Source organism: Actinoplanes awajinensis subsp. mycoplanecinus, from assembly GCF_001509495.1.
GTDB lineage: Bacteria > Actinomycetota > Actinomycetes > Mycobacteriales > Micromonosporaceae > Actinoplanes > Actinoplanes palleronii.
Genome location: NZ_LLZH01000028.1, coordinates 1 through 20,619, shown reverse-complemented (window position 1 = coordinate 20,619; position 20,619 = coordinate 1). Strand labels below are relative to the sequence as shown.

Here is a 20,619-nt window from a genome sequence, read left to right as displayed (position 1 = left end):
TCGGCGTCTCACTGACCACCATCAACATCGCCGTCCGGCACACCCGCAACATCCTCACAAAAACCCGGCAAACCATCACACCCGCCGATATCCGCCTCACAACTCTCACCGAACTAACCGCATACATCCAAAAAGCCGGACTTGAGATCAAACCAGCGAGTTGATTCCTGACAGGCCCTTCCGGCCGCCAGGACCAGCCGAACGCCCCGGGCTGATGATGGTTGCCGGCCCGGGTAGCGACCGTAGGTGCTCGCCGATGCCGCTGGCGGGCGATCCGGGTGATGTCGGTGTGCCCTCGTTCGCGAGCGGCGTGACGAACCGCGACCCACCGCCACCCCGCCTGGCTACCCAGCGCCAGCATCCGCAACCGAGACAGCTGGCCGGTGAGCGCCAGCCTCAGCGGCCAGGGCACCCGGCCGCCGGGCATCCAGCGGGCCGGGGCACCCAGCGGGCCGGGCCCCAGCGGGCCGTGGGTACCCAGTGGGCCGGGGCATCCAACAAACCAAAACACCCAGCGGGCCGGGGCATCCAGCGGCCGGGCACCCAGCGGGTGGGCGATCACGTGCGGGCCCGGGGTTTCGGGGTGTGGCGTCGATAGGCGCTCACCGTCGGGTCGCCGGTCAGCCAGAAGCGCCACGGTACGTCGTGCGCCGACGTGACCCCCACCCGCGGGCCTGCCTCGATCGCGCCCACCGCGGCGGCCGGTGGGGCCAGTACCGCCGGACCCTCGCCGTCGATCAATGAGGTGTCGTTTGCGGCCCGGTTCAGGTCCAGGACCTGCATCAGCTTGCCCGGCCCGGCGGCCAGATCGGCGTCCCGGCGGGCCGCCGGCCGGCGGGCGCGGGCGGTCTCCAGCCCCGCCACCACCTCGCCGGCCCGGATCAGGACCGCGGCCGCCCGGCCTTCCTCGCCGCAGACGATGTTGGCGCAGAAGTACATGCCGTAGATCTGGTAGACGTAGAGTCGGCCGGCCGGGCCGAACATCACCGCGTTGCGGTTGGTGACGCCGCGGTGGGCGTGGCTGGCCGGGTCCGTGCCGAGGCCGCTGTATGCCTCGACCTCGGTCAGCCGGACCGTCACGCCGTTGGCGGTCAGCCGCCACCCGAGCAACTCCCGCGCCGCCGTGTCGACGGCCTCAGCGGGCAGCTCCATCCACCGGTAAGTCACCAGCCCACTCCATCACACCCGGTCACTGCGGCTGAAGGCACAACCGGTCACCACGGCGGAAGGAACAAGCCGACGGAGCAAGCTGACGAAGCAAGCCGCAGGAGCAACCGGTCACAGCGTCTGGAAGGACCTCTTCGAGAAGCCCATCATGTAGCCCTCGATAGCGCTCCGCACCGGGCCGTCCGGCCGGTCCGCAGCACCCAGCGTCACGAACAACGGCGTGAAATGCTCCGGCGTCGGATGCGCGAACGGCATACCGGGCGCGTGCTGCTGATACCCCGCCAGCTCGTCCACGTCACCGCGCCCCAACGCCTCCGCGGCCCAGCCGTCGAAATCGGACGACCACGCCGGTACCACCCCGGAGAAGAGCATCTCCCGGGTGACGAACGGCAGCCCGTGCACCATGAACCCGGAGCCGATCACCAGCACCCCCTCGGCCCGTAGCTCCCGCAGCCGCGCACCGATCGCGAGCAGCTTGACCGGGTCCTGCGTAGGCATGCTGAGCTGCAGCACCGGGATGTCGGCGAGCGGGTACATGGCCATCAGTGGCACCCACGCGCCGTGGTCCAGCCCGCGCCGCGGGTGCTGGTGGACCGGATCGGAATCGGGCATCGCCCCGGCTACCCGGCGGGCCAGCGCGCTCGCGTCCGGCGTGGCGTGCGCCATCGTGTAATACCGCGGGTGGAAGCCGCCGAAGTCGTAGACCAGCGGGGTGCCCGCGCCGGTCGCGGAGAGTGACAGCGGGGCGCTCTCCCAGTGTGCGGAGACGATCAGGATGCTCGTCGGTTTCGGCATCGACTGCGCCCACCCGAACAGCTCGCGCAGCCAGGGCCCGTCGTCGAAGAGCGGCGGTGCGCCGTGGCTGAGATACAGGGCCGGCAGAGGTCCGTCGGCCGGCTCCCAGGTCCGCTGCGAGCGCGCCCGGGGCAGGGCTTCCAGCAGGAATTCATCGTACGCACCAGCCGGCACCGCCGGGTTGAACAGGGAACTCACAGTGCACTCCAAGCGAGTCAGGAACGGGTGGCACCACACGGGTCGTCCGGGTCGACGGCCCGCATGATCCGGCGGCCGATGTCGCGCAGCTGGCGGGTCTGCGCCTTGGTGAGCTGGTCGAACACCAGGCTCCGGACCTCGGCGACGTGCCCGGGCGCGGTCGCGGTCACCTTGTCCCAGCCCTCGTCGGTGAGCACCGCGAGGGTGTATCGCCCGTCGTCCGGGTCGGTGGTGCGGCGGACCCAGCCCCGCTTCTCCAGCCGGCCGACGGCCTGGGAGAGCCGGGCCAGCGAGCCCTCGGCGAGGACCGCGAGCACGCTCATCCGCAGGGTCCGGCTGGGGGTCTCGGAGAGGCCGGCGAGAATCCCGTACTCAAAATGGCTGAGCTCGGCGTCGCGGTGCAACTGGGCGTCGAGCGCCGCGGGAAGCCGCATGAAGAGGCCCATCAGGGCGAACCAGGCTTCCCGTTCCTCGCTGCTCAGCCACTGTGGCTCGGGTGTCTCCATGCCCCGAGCATAGCTCAAGCATTTAACTCATCAGTGCTTGCATGTTTAAGTCATGGGGACTAGCTTTCGCTCAACTGTTTAAGTGAATTGAGGAATCGTGAACGTTGTCTTGTGGATCATTGCGGGCCTGCTCGCGGCTGCCTTCCTGGCCGCCGGCGCGATGAAGGTGCTGCAGCCCAAGGAGAAGCTCGTCGCGTCCGGGATGGGGTGGGCCGCCGACCTCAGCGACGTGCAGGTCAAGCTGATCGGCGCGGTGGAGGTGCTCGGCGCGATCGGCCTGATCCTGCCGGCGCTGCTGGACATCGCTCCGGTGCTCATCCCGATCGCCGCCACGGGTCTGGTGATCACGATGATCGGTGCGGTCGTGGTGCACGTCCGCCGCAACGAGAACCAGGCGATCGCCCCGAGCGCGGTGCTGCTGGTGCTGGCCGCGGTGGTGGCGTGGGGTCGCTTCGGCCCGTATTCGTTCTGATTTGGGGGGAAAAGCTCCACTGCAGACGAGCGCGCGCACCCGGTGACGTACGTGTTACCGATCGGTATAGTTCGCCGCCTTGAGGCCGGCTGGGGAGCAAACGATGGCGCAGGTAGGGCAGCCGCGAAGCGGTAACGAGGACGCCGGGGAACCGACTCCGGACAGGGCCGGCGTTTCGGGCGCCTCCACTCCGGTGCCGGCCGAGCTCAGTCCCGAAGTGATCGAAGTGCTGCGCGCCGCCACTGCGAAACGGGATCTCGCAGTGGCGGACCGCGCCACCCCGCACGACGCGACCCCGCACGACGCGACCCCGAGCGGCGCGATACCGCAGGACCCGGCGCCGCAGCCCGGGGGAGCGACCGGCGGCTCGCTTCTCCTTCGTACCAAAAAAAGATGGCGGACCTTGTCGCGCCGCACCCGGATGACCACCGGCGGCGTCGCGGCGGTCGTGGCGGTCCTGCTGGTCTGGGCGGCGGTCGGTGGCGACGGCGGCGATCAGGGTCCCGCCGTGCGCGCCGTGGCCGAGGACGTCTCGGTGGTCCCGGCTCCGTCGGTCTCGCCGCCGGGCGAGGTCGTCCCGCAGGCCGCGACCCATCCGGTACGCAGTGCCGACGACCTGGAGCTGGTCTGCGGGAGCACCTACTACCCGACCGCGCCCAAGTTCGCCGGCAAGGCCGTGCACCCGATCGCGATCAGTGCCCGGGGTCGTCTCGACATGGACCAGCGGTCGAGCCGCACGCTGGCCCGGGTCGCGCTCGGCGGCTCGGCGGTGGCCCGGCGGGCCTGGGCGCCGGCCGTCACCCGGGTGCAGCTCGTCGCGTGCCTGGACCTGATCGGTGGCAGCGCCAAGCTCAAGGACTGCAAGTCGGACGAGGCCAAGAAGCCGGTCCTGCCGCTGATGGTCGGCCGCTACAAGCTGACCGTCTACGAGGCGGCCACCCGCCGGAAGGTCACCGAGACCACCCTGGAGGGCGCCGACAAGGCCTGCCCGTGGGTGGTGATGACCGGTTCCGATCGCACGGTGTACTCCCAGGTCACCGACGACCAGTTGTTCCGGGTGCTGCGCAAGCCGGTGATTCAGGGCGCCTCGGTGTCGGTCCAGCCCAAGAAGCGTTCGTAGAGGTCGGCGGGCGGGCCGCCGGAGCCCGCCGCGCAGTCGTCGATCGCCTCGATCAGGCACGAGCCGAGGTAGACGGCCAGGCCGTGCGGGAACTTCTGGTACTGCTCGGCCAGCTCGATCTTCGCGACGGCGCACGGCCACGACCGGCCGCAGACCCGGCATTCCCACGAGGGGCGCTCCCCGACGTGTTCGGTCCGCGGCACCAGCATGTCGACTCCCCGTGATACTTACCTTCTGCGATCTTCCGGCTACACAATGGAGCCTTGCTTGCCTTAGGCTCGGGCTCAAGCCGCAGCGGCGAGAATCCCGGAAATGGATTCCCGGCGTCTCGATGCAGCCGTTCGGATCGTCTCGTTCGAGACACCCGGACGCCGTGCGGCCTCGGTGGTCGTGACGGGGAGGGAGTCGCCGGGTGTCCGAGACGGGTTCGACGGTACCGAGACGGCAGGTCGGCCGGCTGCTGCGGCAGTTGCGGGAACAGGGCGGGATCTCCCTGATGGCGGCGGCGCAGGAGCTGGAGTTCTCCCGCGCCCGGATGTACCGGATCGAGAACGGCGAGGTCCCGGTCCGCAAGCACGACGTGATCGCGATGTGCGGGGTGTACGGCGCGCCCGGCCACATGACCGAGGTGCTGATCGGCCTGGCGCAGGAGTCCAAGGCCAAGGGCTGGTGGCACGCGTACGGCGACGTGGTCCCGGCCTGGTTCGAGCTCTACGTCGGCATGGAGCAGGCCGCCTCCCGCCTGCGGCAGTACGCCCCGAGCGCCATCCCCGGCCTGCTGCAGACCCGGGAGTACGCGGAGTTCGTCTTCGGCCGGTGGATGGAGGACGACGCGGCCGCGGTGGAGAACGCGGTGGCCGTCCGGCTGGAGCGCCAGTCGCTGCTGCGCCGGGCCCGTCCCCAGGCGCCCCGGCTGGAAGTGATCATCGACGAGGGTGTGCTGCGCCGGTCCATCCCGGACACCCTGGGCATGCAGAAGCAACTTGCCCACCTGGTCAACGTCACCATCCGGCCGAACATCAGCATCCGGGTCATCCCGTTCGCGGCCGGCCCGCACCAGGCGTCCAGCTCCGGGCAGTTCACCGTGCTGGAGTTCCCGGCGGTCGGCACCGCCTCGCCGGAGCCGACCACCATCTACTGCGAGAACCTCACCGGCGCGCTCTACCTGGATAAGCTCGGCGAGGTCGAGACGTATGAGCACATCTGGAACCGGCTCGACGCGATAGCGCTCAGTCAGCCCGATTCCGATGACCTCATCGGCACGATCATCAAGGAGAGCGATGGTTGACCTGACCGGTGCCGTCTGGCACAAGAGCACTCGGAGCGGGGGCAACGGGGGCGACTGCGTCGAGGTGGCCGGCAACCTGCCCGGCATCGTGGCGCTGCGCGACAGCAAGGACCCGGCCGGTGCCCCGCTGGTCTTCTCCCACGCGGAGTGGGACGCGTTCCTCGACGGGGTGCGGGCCGGCGAGTTCGACCCCGGCGTCTGTTGATCCTTATCTGTCTGTGAGCCGTACCTTAAGGGTTCCTTTCCCGGACTGATCTCCTCCGGCCGGTCGCGCATAGTCGTGGGGCGTCGCCCCCTGCCCGACCTACCTAAGGTGAATATCCGTGTCGCTCTCCGCTGCCGCCCGTTTCCGGTACACGCTGGTGGCGGGTACGACAGCCGTGGTCATCGGCAGCGGGTTCACCGTGGCAGGCCTGATGCAACGGTCGTCGGCCGACCCCAGCCCCCGGTCGGCCGACGTACCGTTTGCCGCGGCCGCGGCCGACCCCAGCACCGACGCCGGTCTGCTGACCGACGAGGACGCGTTCCCGGCCAGCGCCGCGCCCAGCGCGAGCAGCTCGCCCACCCCGCGGGCCTCGGCCAGCAAGAAGCCGACGGCCACGCCGGCGGTCCGGAAGACCACCACGGCGCCCGCGACCAAGAAGACCACCAAGACCGCGACCACCGCCGGGGGTGGCGGGAACACCGCGCCGGCCACCGCGGACACCATCCTCGACCTGGTGCTGGCGCACATCAACGCGGCCCGGGTCGACGAGGGCCTGTCCGAGCTGACCCTGGACACCAAGCTCTCCAAGGCGTCGGCCATCCACAACCAGCTGATGATCGACGGCTGCGGGCTGGCACACGTCTGCGACGGCGAGTCCGACATCGGCGACCGGTTCAGCGCACAGGGCGTCTCGTGGAGCTCGGCCGGCGAGAACATCGGGTACGGCTCCAGCGGCAGCAGCGCGGCCGACATGGTCAAGGCGGCCAACGGCCTGACCGACTCGATGCTCGCCGAGGTGCCGCCGAACGACGGCCACCGCAAGAACCTGCTCAGCAAGAGCTTCAAGAAGATCGGCCTGAGCGTGGTCCGCGACGACAAGGGCATCACCTGGATGACCCAGGACTTCGTAGGCTGACCTGCGTGGTAGACATGCGCCGTGAGACGGTCAGCCGCCAGGCGTGTGGAGGTGCTCGCCGCCGCCGGTGAGGTGGTCGCGGCGCGCGGCGCGGACGGCACCCGGTTCACCGACGTGACCGCGGCGACCGGTGTCGGCGTCTCCACCCTGCAGTACTACTTCGGCACTCGCGAGGACATGCTCATCGCGGTCTTCCGGCACGCCGCCCAGCAGGAGTTCGACGCGGTGACCGCGCGCCTGGAGCGGGTGACCGGCCCGTGGGAGCGGCTGCTGACGGTGGCCGAGCACCTGACCGGCGCGGTCGGCGACGAGGCGTCCTGGCGGCTCTGGGTCGAGTCCTGGCGCTGGGCGCTGCGCGATCCCGGGGTGCGCGCCGACGTGCTCGGCGACTACCGGCGCTGGCACGAGCTGCTGGCCGCGGAGATCGCGGCCGGCGGGTTCGGCTCCGGCGCGGCCCCGATCGACACCGCCCGGCAGGTGCTCGCGCTGATCGACGGGCTGGCCCTGCCGGTGGTGCTCGGCGACCCGGCGTTCTCCCGGGCCGCCGCCCGCGACCTGCTGTCCGACGGACTGTCCCGGCTGGTGAGGACGAGCTAAGCCGGCTGAGGCCCGCCTGATGAGGACGAGCTGGGCCGGCTGAGGCCCGCCTGGTGAGGACCGCGCTAGGCCGGCTGAGGCCCGGCGCCCTCACGGCCGGTGCCGCGCCCCTGTAACAGCGGCGTCGACCGCTTCCACCGCGGCCCGTCGCCGTCCTTGCGCCGCCGGGCCATCCCGGAGAGCGCCTCGAGCACCACCCGGTTGCCCAGCATCGCGGTGATCTCCGCGTGGTCGAACGGCGGCGACACCTCCACGATGTCCATCCCGACCACCGGCAGCTCGTGGCAGATCCGCGAGACGCTGTCGAGTAGTTGCCGGCCGGTGAAGCCGCCGGGCTCCGGGGTCCCGGTGCCGGGCGCGTGCCCCGGGTCGCAGACGTCGATGTCGACCGAGAGGAAGACGCCGTCGCAGCCGTCCATGGCGATCTCGAACGCGCTGTCCAGCACGGCGTCCAGGCCGCGCTCGACGATCTCGCTCATGTGGAACGAGTTCATCCGCTGGTCGGCCATCCAGTCCAGCACGTCCGGGCCGGGCCAGTAGCCGCGCAGGCCGAGCTGCAGGAACCGGTCGCCGCGGACCGCACCGGACTCGATCAGCCGGCGCATCGGCTGGCCGTGGCCGTAGAGCGAGCCGAACTCGATGTCGCCGGTGTCCGCGTGCGCGTCGAAGTGGATCACCGAGATCCGCTGCGGCGGGTGCGCGCTCGCGACGCCGGCCACGTCCGGCCAGGTCACCGTGTGGTCGCCGCCGAGCACGAGCGGGATCGCGCCGTGCTGGGCGATGAAGCCGACACCCTCCTCGATCGTCGCGCAGCTGCGCTGGATCTCGCCGCTGAAGACCTCGAGGTCGCCGGCGTCCTTGACGGTCAGGTCGCCGGTGAGCGCGTCGACGCGCATCGCCATGTGCGGGCGGGAGCCGTCGTGCGGCAGGTAGTCGGTGCCGCGGATGACCTGTGGGCCGAAGCGGGCGCCGGGGCGGTGCGAGGTGCCGCCGTCGAACGGGGCACCGATGATCACCACGTCGGCGTCGGCGTACGTCTCCGGCTCGCGCCAGTCGCAGGCCGGGACCCCGAGGAACGTGTAGTCCGGCCCGAACATCGGTCCATAACGCGTCATGCTGTGCATCCTTCCGGGCCGGTGGTGCCGGCGGGGACTGTATCGTCATACTGTATGGCCGTACAGTAAAAGAAGGCCGTTAAGGTTCAGCGGTGCTCGAAAAGCTGATCTCCTTCCTCCGCCAGTTGTTCGGCGGCACCGCCCCGGAAAAGACCGTCCAGCGACGGCCGGCCGCCCCCAAGCCGGCCGCCCCGAAACCGACCCCACCCCCGCGTGCGACAGCGAAACCGACCCGCAACGTCCCGACCGTCGACAACGGGCGCGCGGTCGCCTACGCCCCCAACCTCGACGGCGACGCCGACCCGGGCGAGATCGTCTGGACCTGGGTCCCCTATGAGGACGACCCCAACCAGGGCAAGGACCGCCCGGTCCTGGTGGTCGGCCGGGACGGCAGCACCCTGGTCGGCCTGATGCTGTCCAGCCAGAGCGAACGGGACGGCCAGCGCCACTGGCTCGCCCTGGGCGCCGGCGAGTGGGACCGGTCCAATCGTCCGAGCTGGATCCGCCTGGACCGGGTGATCGAGGTCGAGGAGGACGGCATCCGCCGGGAGGGCGCGATCCTCGATCGTGGCCGCTTCGACCAGGTGGCCGCCGCACTCCGGGGGGATTACGGCTGGGCCTGATCGGACGACCGGCTAGCGTTGCGGGCATGGACAAGGACGTCATGGTCAGTTTCGGTGGCAAGCAGGCCTGGCTGGCGGTTTCCGGCGCCGACCAGGAAGCCGTCCTGAATGCTCTCGGACTGCGCGACCTCGGCCCGATTCGCTGGCGGGACGGCCTGGACCTGGCACATCTGACCGGTGACCGGGTGGCGGTGACCCCGCCGCTGCCCGGCGCCCGCGGCACCACGTGGGTGCTGGCGGCCGGTCGCCGACTGATCAATCCCGGACCGGACGTTGTCGCTCTCTCCGCCGCGCTGGACACCGAGGTGCAGTACTTCGCGACCCACCGGGTCACCGAGTTGCACCGGTGGCAGCGCGCGGTGAAGGGTGATCTCGTGCGCGCGTTCGGGTACGTCGGCCAGACCGGTGAGGTCACCTCCTGGTTCGGCGAGCCCGGCCCGGCGGAGCGGGAGGCCGGCCTGCCCGGCGAGCTCGACGACGAGACCACCGTGCTGGTGGCGGAGCGTGACGTGTTCCGGGTGGCCGGCGCCTGGAGCATCGACCCGACCACGTTGACCGGGCCGGCGCCCGGCCCGCTGCGGATCGGCGCGGCGGACTGAACCCCACTCGGAGACCACCACATGCGTAAATACGTGATCATGGGCGTCCAGGGCAGCGGCAAGGGCACTCAGGGCAAGGTGCTGGCCCGGGACCTCGACCTGGTGCACATCAGCGTCGGCGACATCTTCCGCTGGCACGTGCGCAACCACACCAAGATGGGCGCGCAGGTCCGCCGGGTGATGGCGGCCGGCGAGCTGGTCGGCGACGACCTGGTCGAGTCGGTGGTCCGCGAACGCCTGGACCAGCACGACTGGAACTACGGCTTCATCATCGACGGCTTCCCGCGCAACGGCCGCCAGGCCGAGTTCTTCATGGAGAGCTACGACATCGACGCGGTCATCCACCTGGAACTCCCCGACGACGAGGTGCGCCGCCGGGTCCTCAGCCGCCGCCTCTGCCCGAGCTGCGGCATGGACTACAACCTGATCGCCGACCGCCCGGAGCAGGAGGGCCGCTGCGACATCTGCGGCCATGAGCTGGTCACCCGCCCGGACGACACTCCGGAAGCCCTGGAGGCCCGCCTCCGCGACTACCACGAGAAGACCCGCCCGGTCCTGGAGCTCTTCCAGCGCAAGGAGGTCGTCCACAACGTCGACGGCCGCCCCCCGGTCGACGACGTCCAGTCCGCGATCCGCAAAACCCTCCGCCTGCCGTCATACATCCCGCAACCCCCGGCTTAACCCTCCTTCGGTACGACTACGGAGCGCTCGTCCGCAGGCTACGAGCCGAGCCCCGCCCGTGAGGCCGCCGCGACACCGTGCCCACCCCGGACCGCCGCGCGCCTCCCGGTCCCGGCTGGGCCTCAGGGGTGTCTCCGCGCCGCGGAGACACCCCTGAGAGCCAGCCAAAGCCCGCAGGCGCGGCCGGACCTCGAGTGTCGCGGTCCCGCGTTCTAGCGCGAGGCCGTGCCCGCTCCCGCCCGCCGGGCTCCGGCGCGCGAAAAACCACACAAGCGGGCATTGATGATCTTCTTGTGGCTTACGTCTGGTGCGGGCGATATATCAGGATCCGCCACGTTTGGCGGCAACAATTTCGCCTGTAAGGAGATCGAAATCTCCTTGACATATTGCGCTCGGGCAGAACCGGGCGTAAACAAAGACAAAGCAAAATCAACGCCAGGGCGGTGAGCAGATGTACGCGGAGGAACGGCAGCAGGAGATCGTGCGGCGGGCACGGGCCGAGGGCCGGGTCGACGTGGTGGCGCTGGCGGACAGCTTCACGGTCACGGCCGAGACGATCCGCCGCGACCTGACCGTGCTGGAGCGGGCCGGGGTGCTGCGCCGGGTGCACGGCGGGGCCATCCCGGTCGAGCGGCTCGGTTTCGAGCCGGCGCTGGCAGCCCGCGACGCGGTGCTGATCAGTGAGAAGGAGCGGATCGCCAAGGCCGCACTGGCCGAGGTGCCGGAGGACGGCGCGATCATCCTGGACGCCGGGACGACCACCGCCCGCCTGTCCGAGCTGCTGCCCGCCGACCGGGAGCTCACCATCGTGGTGAACTCGCCGGTGCTGGCCGCCACGCTGGGGCTCAAGCCGAACCTGACAGTGCTGCTGCTCGGCGGCCGGGTCCGCGGCAAGACGCTGGCCACGGTGGACGACTGGGCGCTGCGGCCACTGTCCGAGATGTATGTCGACGTCGCGTTCATGGGCACCAACGGCGTCTCGGTCGAGCGCGGCATGACCACCCCCGACCCGGCCGAGGCGGCGGTCAAGCGGGCGATGATCGCCGCGGCCCGCCGGGTGGTGCTGCTCGCCGACCACACCAAGATCGGCAACGATTATCTGGCCCGGTTCGGCGGTCTCGCCGAGCTGGACCTGCTGATCACCGACAGCGGCCTCGACCACGAGCTGGCGGCCGAGGTCGAGGCCACCGGCGTCCGGCTGGTGAAGGCGTGAGCGCCACCAGCGCCACCGGCTCAACCAGCGCCATCGACGGCATGATCCTCACCGTCACCCTCAACCCCAGCGTCGACCGTGCCCTCGAGGTCGACGTGCTGATCCGCGGCGAGGTGCTGCGGGCCGGCGACTCGCACATCGATCCGGGCGGCAAGGGCGTCAACGTCTCCCGCGCGCTGCTCGCCAACGGGGTCCGGTCCACCGCGGTGGTGCCGGCCGGCGGCGCCGAGGGCGAACAGCTCGTCGACCTCCTCAAGGGGGAGGGTGTCGACATGGTGGCCGTCCCGATCACCGGGCGGACCCGTTCCAACATCACTCTGGCCGAGCCGGACGGCACGGTCACCAAAATCAACGAGGCCGGCCCGGTGCTCTCGACGGCCGAGTTCGCTCAGGTCAGTGACGCGGTGCTGGCTGCCGCCCGGGGCTGCGACTGGGTGGTCATCTGCGGCAGCCTGCCGCCCGGCCCGTCGGTGCCGGCCTTCGCCGAGCTCTGCGAGCGGCTGGTCGCGGCCGGCGCCCGGCTGGCCGTCGACTCCAGCGGCCCGGCGCTGCTCGCCGGGGTGCGAGCCGGCGCGGCGCTGGTCAAGCCGAACCGGGAGGAGCTGGCCGAGGCGGCCGGCGCCGAGTTGACCACGCTCGGCGACGTGCTGGACGCCTGCGCCCGGCTGCGCGCGGCCGGTGCCGGGACCGTGCTGGCCAGCCTCGGCGCGGATGGCGCGGTGCTCGTCGAGGAGTCCGGCGTGCTGACCGGCACGTCGCCGGTGAGCGTGCCGCGCAGCACGGTCGGCGCCGGGGACGCGCTGCTCGCCGGGTTCCTCGCGGCCGGCGCGTGCGGCGAGGCCGCGCTCATCGAGGGACTGGCGTGGGGCGCGGCCGCGGTGTCGCTGCCGGGCAGCCGGATGCCACGACCAGAAGATCTCGACCGGACGACGATTCGCATCGATCACCACCCCGATCCGTCCCGCCTGCTCGGTCGCGACTGAGCGAGGCGGGTCAGCGTCACCCGCTCCACGGTTTGACCTGTCACTTCGTACGAAATCGGATTGAGGCGGAACCAGTGGCGGCCGTGAGGTCGCGGCCCACCGCTACCCGCAGCGAACCCGAAATCTGGCTCTTTAACGGTACAAAACTAACTTTTTCTGCGGGGGACCGGCACGACCCCAGTTTATGAATGGAGATCCTTCATGGCCTCTTCGTACACCCCCGAGGTCACCGGAATCGGATTCCGGGCACGGGTGCAGAAACTCGGCGGACACCTCGCCGGCATGGTGATGCCCAACATCGGCGCGCTCATCGCCTGGGGCCTGATCACCGCGATGTTCATCCCGGTCGGCTGGATACCGAACGAGAACCTGGCCCAGCTCGTCGACCCGATGATCAAGTACCTGCTGCCGATCCTGATCGGGTACACCGGCGGCCGGATCGTGCACGGGCAGCGCGGCGCGGTGGTCGGCGCGATCGCCACCTTCGGCGTCATCGTCGGTGCGGACGTCCCGATGTTCCTCGGCGCGATGATCATCGCCCCGCTCACCGCCTACGTCCTGAAGCTCTTCGACAACGCTGTCGACGGCCGGATCAAGCCGGGCTTCGAGATGCTGGTGGACAACTTCTCGGCCGGCATCATCGGTGGCCTGTTCGCGATCCTCGGCAAGCTCGCCATCGGCCCGGTCGTGGACGGCCTGACCAAGGCGGCCGGCAACGCCGTCGACTGGCTGCTCGACCACAGCCTGATGCCGCTCGCCTCGATCCTGGTCGAGCCGGCCAAGGTGCTCTTCCTGAACAACGCGATCAACCACGGGGTGTTCGGCCCGCTCGGCGTGCAGCAGGTGCAGGAGACCGGCAAGTCGATCCTGTTCATGATCGAGTCGAACCCCGGCCCGGGTCTCGGCCTGCTCACCGCGTACCTGTTCTTCGGTCCGAAGTCGCTGCGTCCCAGCGCGCCGGCCGCGATGATCATTCACTTCCTCGGCGGCATCCACGAGATCTACTTCCCGTACGTGCTGATGAAGCCGCGCCTGATCCTCGCGATGATCGCCGGCGGCATGTCCGGCGTGGCCACCTTCATGATCACCGGGACCGGCACGGTCGCCACCCCGGCGCCGGGCAGCATCTTCGCCTACTTCGCGGTCACCGCGAAGAGCGGCTACGTCGGAATGATCCTCGGCGTGATCATCTCCGCGGCGGTCACGTTCGGGGTCGCGTCGCTCCTGCTCGGCTTCGGGAAACTCAAGTCCGATCAGGAGATCGACGAGACGGTCGCCGAGGAGGCGATCCTGGACGCCGAGACGGCCGGCACCCAGCACCCGACCGCGGACCAGCGCGTCGCCGCCTCCGTGGAACCCGCACCGAGCGAGAACCCCGTCAAGGAATCCAAGGAAACCGCCTAACCCGAACGGAGGTCCGGCCATGGCCACCATCAACGGCAAGGACATTCACAAGCTCGTCGTCGCCTGTGACGCAGGCATGGGCAGCAGCGTGATGCTCGCCAGCACCCTGCGCAAGCAGCTCGGCAAGACCGGCGTGACCGTGGAGCACACCCCGGTGAACTCCATCCCGGCCGACGCCGACTTGGTGGTCTGTCACAAGGGCCTGGCCGCCCGGGCCCGCTCGGTCGTACCCGGCAAGCCGATCGTGGCCTTCCAGATCTTCCTCGGCGACCCGGCGGTCACCCGGGTGGTCAAGGCCATCCAGCAGGGCACCGACCTCGATGTCTGAGTTGCTGGACGTGCGGGCGATCAAGCTCGCGGAGAAGGCGGTGGATCGTGACGACGCGATCCGCCGCACCGGCGAGGCGCTGGTGGAGATCGGCGCGGTCGAGCCCGGGTACGTCACCACGATGCTCGCCCGGGAGCAGTCGATCTCCACGTACGTCGGTGAGGGTGTCGCCATCCCGCACGGCACCCTCGGCGGCAAGGACTTGGTGAACCGGGACGCGCTGTCGGTGCTGCGCTTCCCGGACGGCGTGGACTGGGACGGCGAGACGGTGACCGTGTGCGTCGGCATCGCCGCCCGGGGCGACGGGCACGTCGAGCTGCTCGCCGCACTCGCCGAGGTCCTGCTCGACGAGGACCAGGCCCGCGAACTGCGCGAGGCCACCGAACCCGGCACCGTGATCCGGCTGCTCGGGGCACTGAAGGAAGAGGACAGCAACTCATGAAGGTCGTACGATTCCACGCTCCCGGCGACGTCCGTTTCGAGGACGCGCCGGAGCCCGAGGCCGGCGCCGGTGAAGTCAAGATCCGGGTCCGGAGCTGCTCCACCTGCGGCACCGACGTGAAGATCTCCAAGTTCGGGCACCACCACATCCACCCGCCACGGGTGATGGGCCACGAGATCGCCGGTGAGATCGTCGCGGTCGGTGACGGCGTGGAGGGCTGGACGGCGGGTGACCGGGTCCAGGTGATCGCGGCCATCCCCTGTGGCGAGTGTGCCGAGTGCACCCGGGGCCGGATGACCATCTGCCCCAACCAGGTGTCGATGGGCTACCACTTCGAGGGCGGCTTCGCGCAGTTCATGGTCGTACCGAAGGAGGTCCTGAAGGTCGACGGCCTGAACCGGATCCCGGACGGCGTCTCGTTCGCCGAGGCGTCGGTGGCCGAACCGCTGGCCTGCGCGCTCAACGCGCAGAACCTGGCCCGGGTCGGCGAGGGCGACGACGTCGTGGTGATCGGTTCCGGTCCGATCGGCTGCCTGCACGTCCGGCTGGCCCGGTCCCGCGGCGCCGCCCGGGTGTTCCTGGTCGAGCTCAGCCGGCAGCGCCTGGACATGGCCGCGAACCTGGTCAAGCCGGACGCCGCGATCTGCGCCGCCGAGGTCGACCCGATCGAGGAGGTGCTGAAGCTGACCGACGGCCGCGGCGCCGACGTAATCATCACGGCCGCGGCCTCCGGCAAGGCGCAGGAGCAGGCGATCCAGATGGCCGCGCGGCAGGGCCGGATCAGCTTCTTCGGCGGGCTGCCCAAGGACCAGCCGACGATCACCTGCGACTCGAACCTGGTGCACTACCGGGAACTCATGATCATCGGCGCGAACGGGTCCAGCCCGGCGCACAACAAGCAGGCGCTCGAGCTGGTCGCCACCGGCGCGGTGCCGGTCGCCGACCTGATCACCCACCGGCTGCCGCTGGAGCAGGCGATCGAGGCGTTCGGCATCGTCGAGCGCGGCGAGGCCATCAAGGTCACCATCGAGCCCTGAGCGGGTCCCTTTTCGAATCTCTGAAGTCGAAGGAGTCGTCATGCCCACGCGAACGGTCGCGGTCGGTTCCGCCAGCGGGCTGCACGCCCGTCCCGCCAAGCTCTTCGTCGAGGCGGCGGCGAAAGCGCCGGTGAAGGTGTTCATCCGGGTCGGCGAGAAGAAGCCGGTCCCGGCCAAGAGCATGCTCTCGGTGCTCGCCCTGGGCGCCAAGAAGGGCACCGAGGTGACCCTCGAGGCCGACGGCGACGGCGCGGACGAGGCCCTGGACGACCTGGCCGCGCTGCTCGCCAAGGACCTGGACGCCGACGATGCTTGAGGTGGCCGTCCTCAGCGGCATCGGGGTCTGCGCCGGCGTCACCGGCGGGCCGCTGTTGCGGATCGCCGCGGCGCCGGCGCTGCCCGCCCCGGTCCCGGTTGATGACGTCGAGGCGGAGGTGCAGCGGGCGGTCGCGGCGCTCGCCGAGGTGGTCGCCGACCTGTCCCGGCGCGCGGACCGGGCGGCCGACGAGACCGTGGCCGAGGTGCTGCGGGCCGAGGCGCTGATGGCCGACGACGAGGAGTTGCGCGACGCGGTGCGGGAGCACGTCGAGGGCGGCGCCGACGCACCGCACGCGGTCGACGCCGCGTTCGGCGCGTTCCGGGAGATGTTCGCCGAGGCCGGTGGCTACCTCGCGGAACGTGTCGCGGACCTGGACGACCTGCGGGACCGGGCGGTCGCGGTACTGCTCGGGTTGCCGATGCCCGGTGTGCCACAACCCGGTTTTCCGTACGTGCTGGCAGCCCGGGACCTGGCCCCCGCGGACACCGCCGACCTCGACCCGGAGCAGGTGCTCGCGCTGGTCACCGAGATCGGCGGGCCGACCAGCCACACCGCGATCCTGGCCCGGGCGCTCGGGCTGCCCGCGGTGGTCGCGTGCCCGGGGGTGCTGGGGGTGGCCGAGCACACCCTGGTGCTGGTGGACGGGTCGACCGGGCGGGTCGAGGTGGGAGTCTCCGCGGCGAGCGTGGCGGCCGCGGGTGCTCTCGCCGAGGCCGCGATCGACGACAACGCCGAACCGGGCCGGACCGCCGACGGGCACGCGGTGAAACTCCTGGCCAACGTCGGCTCGGTGAAGAACGTGCCGGCCGCCGACCAGGCGCACGCCGAGGGGATCGGGCTGTTCCGCACCGAGCTGCTCTTCCTCGACCGCACCTCGGAGCCGACCCGGGACGAGCAGATCGGCGCGTACCGGGACGTCTTCCGGGCGATGGCCGGCCGGCGGGTGGTGATTCGTACGCTGGACGCCGGCGCCGACAAACCGCTGCCGTTCCTGAAGCAGGAGGGTGAGCCCAACCCCGCGCTCGGGATCCGCGGCCTGCGGGTGGCCCGGCAGCGACCGGACGTGCTGACCACCCAGCTCGCCGCGATCGCGGCCGCCGCCGACGACTGTGGCGCGGACGTCTGGGTGATGGCGCCGATGGTGTCCACCCTGACCGAGGCGACCGCGTTCGCGGCGGCCGTGCACGAGGCCGGGCTGCCGAAGGCGGGCGTGATGATCGAGGTGCCGGCCGCCGCGCTGCGGGCCGCCGACCTGCTGCGCGCTGTCGACTTCCTGAGCATCGGGACGAACGACCTGAGTCAGTACACGTTCGCCGCCGACCGGATGTGCGGGGACCTCGCCGAGCTGCTCGACCCGTGGCAACCGGCGCTGCTGCAGCTGATCGCGATCTGCGGTGCGGCCGGGCGGGACACCGGCAAACCGGTCGGGGTGTGCGGGGAGGCGGCGGCCGATCCGCTGCTCGCGCCGGTGCTGGCCGGGCTCGGGGTGAGCAGTCTGTCGATGTCGCCGCGGGCGCTGCCGGGGGTGCGGGCGGCGCTGGGGCGGTATTCGTACGCGGAATGTCGTCGTCTCGCGGACCTGGCGGTCGCGGCGCCGGACGCGGCGGCGGCCCGCAAGCTGATGGGATAGCAGAAAGGGCCTCCGCCACGGCGGAGGCCCTTTCCCGAGATCAGGTGACCCGAGATCAGGTGACTAGTTGAACGGGAAGCCGGGCGGGAAGCGGACCGGCAGGCCGGACAGGTCGGCCAGGTCCGGCGCGTCCATGTTGGTCATCAGCCGGATGACGTCCAGCACGACCTGAGGCGTGCCGGGCGCGCCGTCGACGACGAGCACCCGCTTCTTGCTGTGGTCGCGGTATCCGGCCTCGATCCGGTAGGTGTACCGGTCGGCGCCCGGTGTGGCCGGAACGTATTTCGGCCGGAGCGCCTGGAACGCCGGGCTGCCGGCCAGCCGGAGCACCGCGGCCTGCTGCCGGTTGACCGAGCCGACCTGGGTGAAGACGGACTGACCGCCGCGCAGGCCACCGGTACGGACGACCACCACGGCGATCGCCCGCTTGGCCGCCAGCTTGATCGGGGGCGCTGCCTTGATCGGGGGAGCCGCCTTGACCGGGGGAGCCGGCTTGATCGGCGGGGACGCCACCACGACCGGCGCGGCGGGCGTCGTGGCGGGGACCGGTTCGGTCGCGGCGGCGGGTCCGGCGACACCGCACACGATTCCGGCGAGACCCGCCAGCAGGGCGGCGGAGCGCAAAGGGAACCTACTCATCCGCTCACCATAACGGTCAAAAGTCACTAATCAGGACAATACTCCGAGCTTGGCGAGCCGCTTCTCCACCACCTGGCAGACCTGCTCGACCACCGCGAGCCGGGCGTAGCCCTTGTCGTCGCCGGGGATGACGTGCCACCGGGCCCGCGGCTGATCGGTACGGGTCAGCATCTCCTCGATCGCCTTCTCGTAGTCGTCGCGCTTCTCCCGGTTGCGCCAGTCCTCGTCGGTCAGCTTCCAGGTCCGCAGCGGATCGCCGGCCCGGTCCTTGAACCGGCGCAGCTGCTCGCCGGGGGAGACGTGCATCCAGAACTTGATCAGGATCATGCCCTCGGCGGCCAGCGTGCGCTCGAACTCGGTGATCTCGTCGTAGGCCCGCTTCCACTGCTCGCCGGTGGCGAACCCCTCGACCCGCTCGACGAGCACCCGGCCGTACCAGGACCGGTCCAGCACGGCCATCCCGCCCTTGCCGGGCAGCACGTTCCAGAACCGCTGCAGGAAGTGGTGGCGCTTCTCGTCGTAGGTGGGCGCGGCGAACTGCGCGACCCGGACGTGCCGCGGGTCCAGCGGCGCGACCAGGCGCTTGATCGCCCCGCCCTTGCCGGACGCGTCCCACCCCTCGAACACCACGCAGAGCGGCGGCCCGATCTTCTGCTCGCCGATCTGACCGCCCAGCACCAGCCGCAGGTGCAGCAGCCGCTCCTGCGCCTCCTTCAGCCGTTCCTCGGCCTTCTTCTTGCCGATCTCGATCGGCGGCTTCGCGCTACCCAGGTGACCCATCCGCCCAGCATCCCCGAAACCCGGTGTGTCCCGCAGCGGGCTGTGCGGGAGAATCGCTGCGTGACTCTCGTAGACGACCTGATGTGGCGTGGACTGATCCAGGACTCGACCGATGCCGACGAGCTGCGCAAAGCGTTGGACGGTGGCTCGATCACGTTCTATGTCGGCTTCGACCCGACCGCCGCCTCGCTGCACGTCGGTCACCTCATGCAGGTCATCACGGCCCGGCGGCTGCAGCAGGCCGGCCACCGCCCGCTGCTGCTGGTCGGCGGCGCGACCGGGCAGATCGGTGACCCGCGCGAGTCCGCCGAGCGCACCCTGAACTCGCCCGAGGTGGTCCAGGGCTGGGTGCAGCGGATCCGCGAGCAGCTTTCCCCGTTCGTCACCTACACCGGTGAGAACGCCGCCACCCTGGTCAACAACCTGGACTGGACCGGCCCGACCTCGGTCATCGACTTCCTCCGGGACGTCGGCAAGCACTTCCCGGTCAACAAGATGCTGGCCCGCGACGTGGTGCGCAACCGGCTGGAGAGCGGGATCAGCTTCACCGAGTTCAGCTACCAGCTGCTCCAGTCCAACGACTTCTACCAGCTGCACGTGCGCAACGGCTGCCAGCTGCAGTTCGGCGGCTCCGACCAGTGGGGCAACATCACCGCCGGCGTCGACTTCGTCCGCCGTCGTGGCGCCGGCCCGGTGCAGGCGTTCGTGACCCCACTGGTGCTCAAGGCCGACGGCACCAAGTTCGGCAAGACCGAGGGTGGTGCTGTCTGGCTCGACGCCGCGATGACCAGCCCGTACTCCTTCTACCAGTTCTGGATCAACAGCGACGACCGCGACGTCGGCAAGTACCTGCGCTACTTCAGCTCCAAGACCCGCGAGGAGCTGGAGGAGCTGGAGAAGGCGACCGCTGAGCGGCCGCAGGCCCGGCTCGCGCAGCGCGCGCTCGCCGAGGAGCTCACCGCCCTGGTGCACAGCGAGGAGGAGGCCCGGCAGGCCATCGCGGCCAGCCAGGCCCTTTTCGGACGAGGTTCGCTGGAGGAACTGTCCGCCGACACGCTGCGGGCCGCTCTGAGCGAGACCGGCCTTCTTTCGGTACGAGGTGAGCTCCCGGCCGTCGGCACCCTGCTGAAGGAGTCGGGTCTGGTCGCCAGCGCGAACGAGGGCCGTCGCACGATCAACGAGGGCGGCGCGTACCTGAACAACGAGCGGATCACCGACGGCGAGGCGATCGTCCCCGCGTCGGCGTTGTTGCACGGCCGGTTCCTGGTGCTGCGACGCGGCAAGCGCACGTTCGCCGGCGTGGAGTTCGAGGCCTGATCCGGTCCCGTTTGCGCGGTCCCTCTGTTCTGCCCCGAATTGGGGTGTCCAGGGGGCCGCGCAGGGCTCTGACCTGAGGGTTTTAGCCCGTTGGGATGGTGTGACGGCGGTCGCCCGCTCCTGATTTGGCGTTGCGGGGGCCGGCGAGTAATGTTTACCGAGCCGCCAGGGAGACGGGCGAGCGAGCGGGACCCGTGAGGGGCCCGGCGCGGCCGTCCTGACGGAAACCCTACCAAGATCTGACG

25 protein-coding genes are annotated in these 20,619 nt (G+C 70.6%); 18 read left to right on the top strand and 7 right to left on the bottom strand.

Going from position 1 to position 20,619, the window contains the following annotated elements; translation table 11 throughout:
• Positions 1 to 558 precede the first annotated feature (558 nt).
• From ADL15_RS07365 to ADL15_RS07355, 3 genes are all read right to left on the bottom strand, one after another.
• A complete protein-coding gene (locus tag ADL15_RS07365) occupies positions 559 to 1,152 on the bottom strand; it encodes a DNA-3-methyladenine glycosylase (RefSeq protein ID WP_198170612.1) in 594 nt (197 codons plus the stop codon).
• A 126-nt stretch (positions 1,153 to 1,278) separates the two neighbouring features.
• A complete protein-coding gene (locus tag ADL15_RS07360) occupies positions 1,279 to 2,160 on the bottom strand; it encodes a dioxygenase family protein (RefSeq protein WP_067686052.1) in 882 nt (293 codons plus the stop codon).
• A gap of 17 nt (positions 2,161 to 2,177) precedes the next feature.
• On the bottom strand, positions 2,178 to 2,666 hold the full coding sequence (locus ADL15_RS07355) for a MarR family winged helix-turn-helix transcriptional regulator (protein ID WP_067686050.1): 489 nt from the start codon (positions 2,664 to 2,666) through the stop codon (positions 2,178 to 2,180).
• 97 nt (positions 2,667 to 2,763) lie between these two features.
• Here ADL15_RS07355 and ADL15_RS07350 point away from each other — a divergent pair, with 97 nt between their 5' ends.
• Both ADL15_RS07350 and ADL15_RS07345 read left to right on the top strand, forming a co-directional pair.
• Positions 2,764 to 3,138: a DoxX family protein gene (locus ADL15_RS07350; RefSeq protein ID WP_067686048.1), complete on the top strand. Its 375-nt coding sequence runs from the start codon at positions 2,764 to 2,766 to the stop codon at positions 3,136 to 3,138.
• A 217-nt stretch (positions 3,139 to 3,355) separates the two neighbouring features.
• On the top strand, positions 3,356 to 4,258 hold the full coding sequence (locus tag ADL15_RS07345; RefSeq protein WP_157441216.1) for a hypothetical protein: 903 nt from the start codon (positions 3,356 to 3,358) through the stop codon (positions 4,256 to 4,258).
• Here the strand turns inward: ADL15_RS07345 and ADL15_RS07340 are convergent.
• Positions 4,216 to 4,467 carry a hypothetical protein gene (locus tag ADL15_RS07340; protein ID WP_067686044.1) on the bottom strand — a complete coding sequence of 84 codons (252 nt, stop codon included), beginning with the start codon at positions 4,465 to 4,467 and terminating at the stop codon, positions 4,216 to 4,218. The genes ADL15_RS07345 and ADL15_RS07340 overlap by 43 nt on opposite strands.
• Before the next feature lie 203 nt (positions 4,468 to 4,670).
• On the opposite strand from ADL15_RS07340, the gene ADL15_RS07335 reads away from it, so the two are divergent.
• The 4 genes from ADL15_RS07335 to ADL15_RS07320 all read left to right on the top strand — a co-directional run bounded on the left by ADL15_RS07335 (position 4,671) and on the right by ADL15_RS07320 (position 7,264).
• A complete protein-coding gene (locus ADL15_RS07335; protein ID WP_067686042.1) occupies positions 4,671 to 5,546 on the top strand; it encodes a helix-turn-helix domain-containing protein in 876 nt (291 codons plus the stop codon).
• Complete coding sequence (locus tag ADL15_RS07330) at positions 5,539 to 5,751, top strand: DUF397 domain-containing protein (RefSeq protein WP_067686040.1); 213 nt, start codon at positions 5,539 to 5,541, stop codon at positions 5,749 to 5,751. The genes ADL15_RS07335 and ADL15_RS07330 overlap by 8 nt, the downstream gene beginning before the upstream one ends.
• Before the next feature lie 118 nt (positions 5,752 to 5,869).
• Entirely contained in the window at positions 5,870 to 6,667 is a 798-nt protein-coding gene (locus ADL15_RS07325; protein WP_067686038.1) for a CAP domain-containing protein, read from the top strand.
• 21 nt (positions 6,668 to 6,688) lie between these two features.
• Positions 6,689 to 7,264 (top strand): TetR/AcrR family transcriptional regulator, encoded by a 576-nt coding sequence (locus ADL15_RS07320; RefSeq protein ID WP_067686036.1) that lies wholly within the window; start codon positions 6,689 to 6,691, stop codon positions 7,262 to 7,264.
• 65 nt (positions 7,265 to 7,329) lie between these two features.
• Here ADL15_RS07320 and speB read toward each other — a convergent pair whose 3' ends face one another.
• Complete coding sequence (speB, locus tag ADL15_RS07315) at positions 7,330 to 8,379, bottom strand: agmatinase (RefSeq protein WP_067686034.1); 1,050 nt, start codon at positions 8,377 to 8,379, stop codon at positions 7,330 to 7,332.
• A gap of 92 nt (positions 8,380 to 8,471) precedes the next feature.
• Between speB and ADL15_RS07310 the strand changes: the two genes are divergently transcribed.
• The 11 genes from ADL15_RS07310 (at position 8,472) to ptsP (ending at position 17,638) form a co-directional block, all read left to right on the top strand.
• Complete coding sequence (locus ADL15_RS07310) at positions 8,472 to 9,002, top strand: type II toxin-antitoxin system PemK/MazF family toxin (RefSeq protein ID WP_067686032.1); 531 nt, start codon at positions 8,472 to 8,474, stop codon at positions 9,000 to 9,002.
• A gap of 26 nt (positions 9,003 to 9,028) precedes the next feature.
• Positions 9,029 to 9,601 carry a hypothetical protein gene (locus ADL15_RS07305; protein WP_067686030.1) on the top strand — a complete coding sequence of 191 codons (573 nt, stop codon included), beginning with the start codon at positions 9,029 to 9,031 and terminating at the stop codon, positions 9,599 to 9,601.
• A gap of 21 nt (positions 9,602 to 9,622) precedes the next feature.
• Positions 9,623 to 10,282, top strand: a complete 660-nt coding sequence (locus ADL15_RS07300) for an adenylate kinase family protein (protein WP_067686028.1) — start codon at positions 9,623 to 9,625, stop codon at positions 10,280 to 10,282.
• 451 nt (positions 10,283 to 10,733) lie between these two features.
• Positions 10,734 to 11,495, top strand: a complete 762-nt coding sequence (locus tag ADL15_RS07295) for a DeoR/GlpR family DNA-binding transcription regulator (protein ID WP_067686026.1) — start codon at positions 10,734 to 10,736, stop codon at positions 11,493 to 11,495.
• A 41-nt stretch (positions 11,496 to 11,536) separates the two neighbouring features.
• On the top strand, positions 11,537 to 12,478 hold the full coding sequence (gene pfkB / locus ADL15_RS07290; RefSeq protein WP_067686056.1) for a 1-phosphofructokinase: 942 nt from the start codon (positions 11,537 to 11,539) through the stop codon (positions 12,476 to 12,478).
• A gap of 201 nt (positions 12,479 to 12,679) precedes the next feature.
• Positions 12,680 to 13,882 (top strand): PTS mannitol transporter subunit IICB, encoded by a 1,203-nt coding sequence (gene mtlA / locus ADL15_RS07285; protein ID WP_067686024.1) that lies wholly within the window; start codon positions 12,680 to 12,682, stop codon positions 13,880 to 13,882.
• Positions 13,883 to 13,901: 19 nt separating this feature from the next.
• Positions 13,902 to 14,210, top strand: a complete 309-nt coding sequence (locus tag ADL15_RS07280; protein ID WP_067686022.1) for a PTS sugar transporter subunit IIB — start codon at positions 13,902 to 13,904, stop codon at positions 14,208 to 14,210.
• Positions 14,203 to 14,652 (top strand): PTS sugar transporter subunit IIA, encoded by a 450-nt coding sequence (locus ADL15_RS07275; RefSeq protein ID WP_067686020.1) that lies wholly within the window; start codon positions 14,203 to 14,205, stop codon positions 14,650 to 14,652. The genes ADL15_RS07280 and ADL15_RS07275 overlap by 8 nt, the downstream gene beginning before the upstream one ends.
• Complete coding sequence (locus tag ADL15_RS07270) at positions 14,649 to 15,689, top strand: zinc-dependent dehydrogenase (RefSeq protein ID WP_067686018.1); 1,041 nt, start codon at positions 14,649 to 14,651, stop codon at positions 15,687 to 15,689. The genes ADL15_RS07275 and ADL15_RS07270 overlap by 4 nt, the downstream gene beginning before the upstream one ends.
• 40 nt (positions 15,690 to 15,729) lie before the next feature.
• The gene (locus tag ADL15_RS07265; RefSeq protein ID WP_067686016.1) at positions 15,730 to 16,005 is read left to right on the top strand and encodes an HPr family phosphocarrier protein; all 276 of its coding nucleotides are present in this window, start codon (positions 15,730 to 15,732) and stop codon (positions 16,003 to 16,005) included.
• The gene (gene ptsP / locus ADL15_RS07260; protein WP_067686014.1) at positions 15,998 to 17,638 is read left to right on the top strand and encodes a phosphoenolpyruvate--protein phosphotransferase; all 1,641 of its coding nucleotides are present in this window, start codon (positions 15,998 to 16,000) and stop codon (positions 17,636 to 17,638) included. Before ADL15_RS07265 ends, ptsP begins: the two co-directional genes overlap by 8 nt.
• Positions 17,639 to 17,701: 63 nt before the next feature.
• Here the strand turns inward: ptsP and ADL15_RS07255 are convergent, their stop codons facing one another.
• Positions 17,702 to 18,277 (bottom strand): hypothetical protein, encoded by a 576-nt coding sequence (locus ADL15_RS07255; RefSeq protein WP_157441215.1) that lies wholly within the window; start codon positions 18,275 to 18,277, stop codon positions 17,702 to 17,704.
• A gap of 30 nt (positions 18,278 to 18,307) precedes the next feature.
• Positions 18,308 to 19,057 carry a polyphosphate kinase 2 family protein gene (locus tag ADL15_RS07250; protein ID WP_067686010.1) on the bottom strand — a complete coding sequence of 250 codons (750 nt, stop codon included), beginning with the start codon at positions 19,055 to 19,057 and terminating at the stop codon, positions 18,308 to 18,310.
• Positions 19,058 to 19,117: 60 nt separating this feature from the next.
• Here ADL15_RS07250 and tyrS point away from each other — a divergent pair, with 60 nt between their 5' ends.
• Entirely contained in the window at positions 19,118 to 20,374 is a 1,257-nt protein-coding gene (tyrS, locus tag ADL15_RS07245; RefSeq protein ID WP_083970983.1) for a tyrosine--tRNA ligase, read from the top strand.
• Positions 20,375 to 20,619 lie beyond the last annotated feature (245 nt).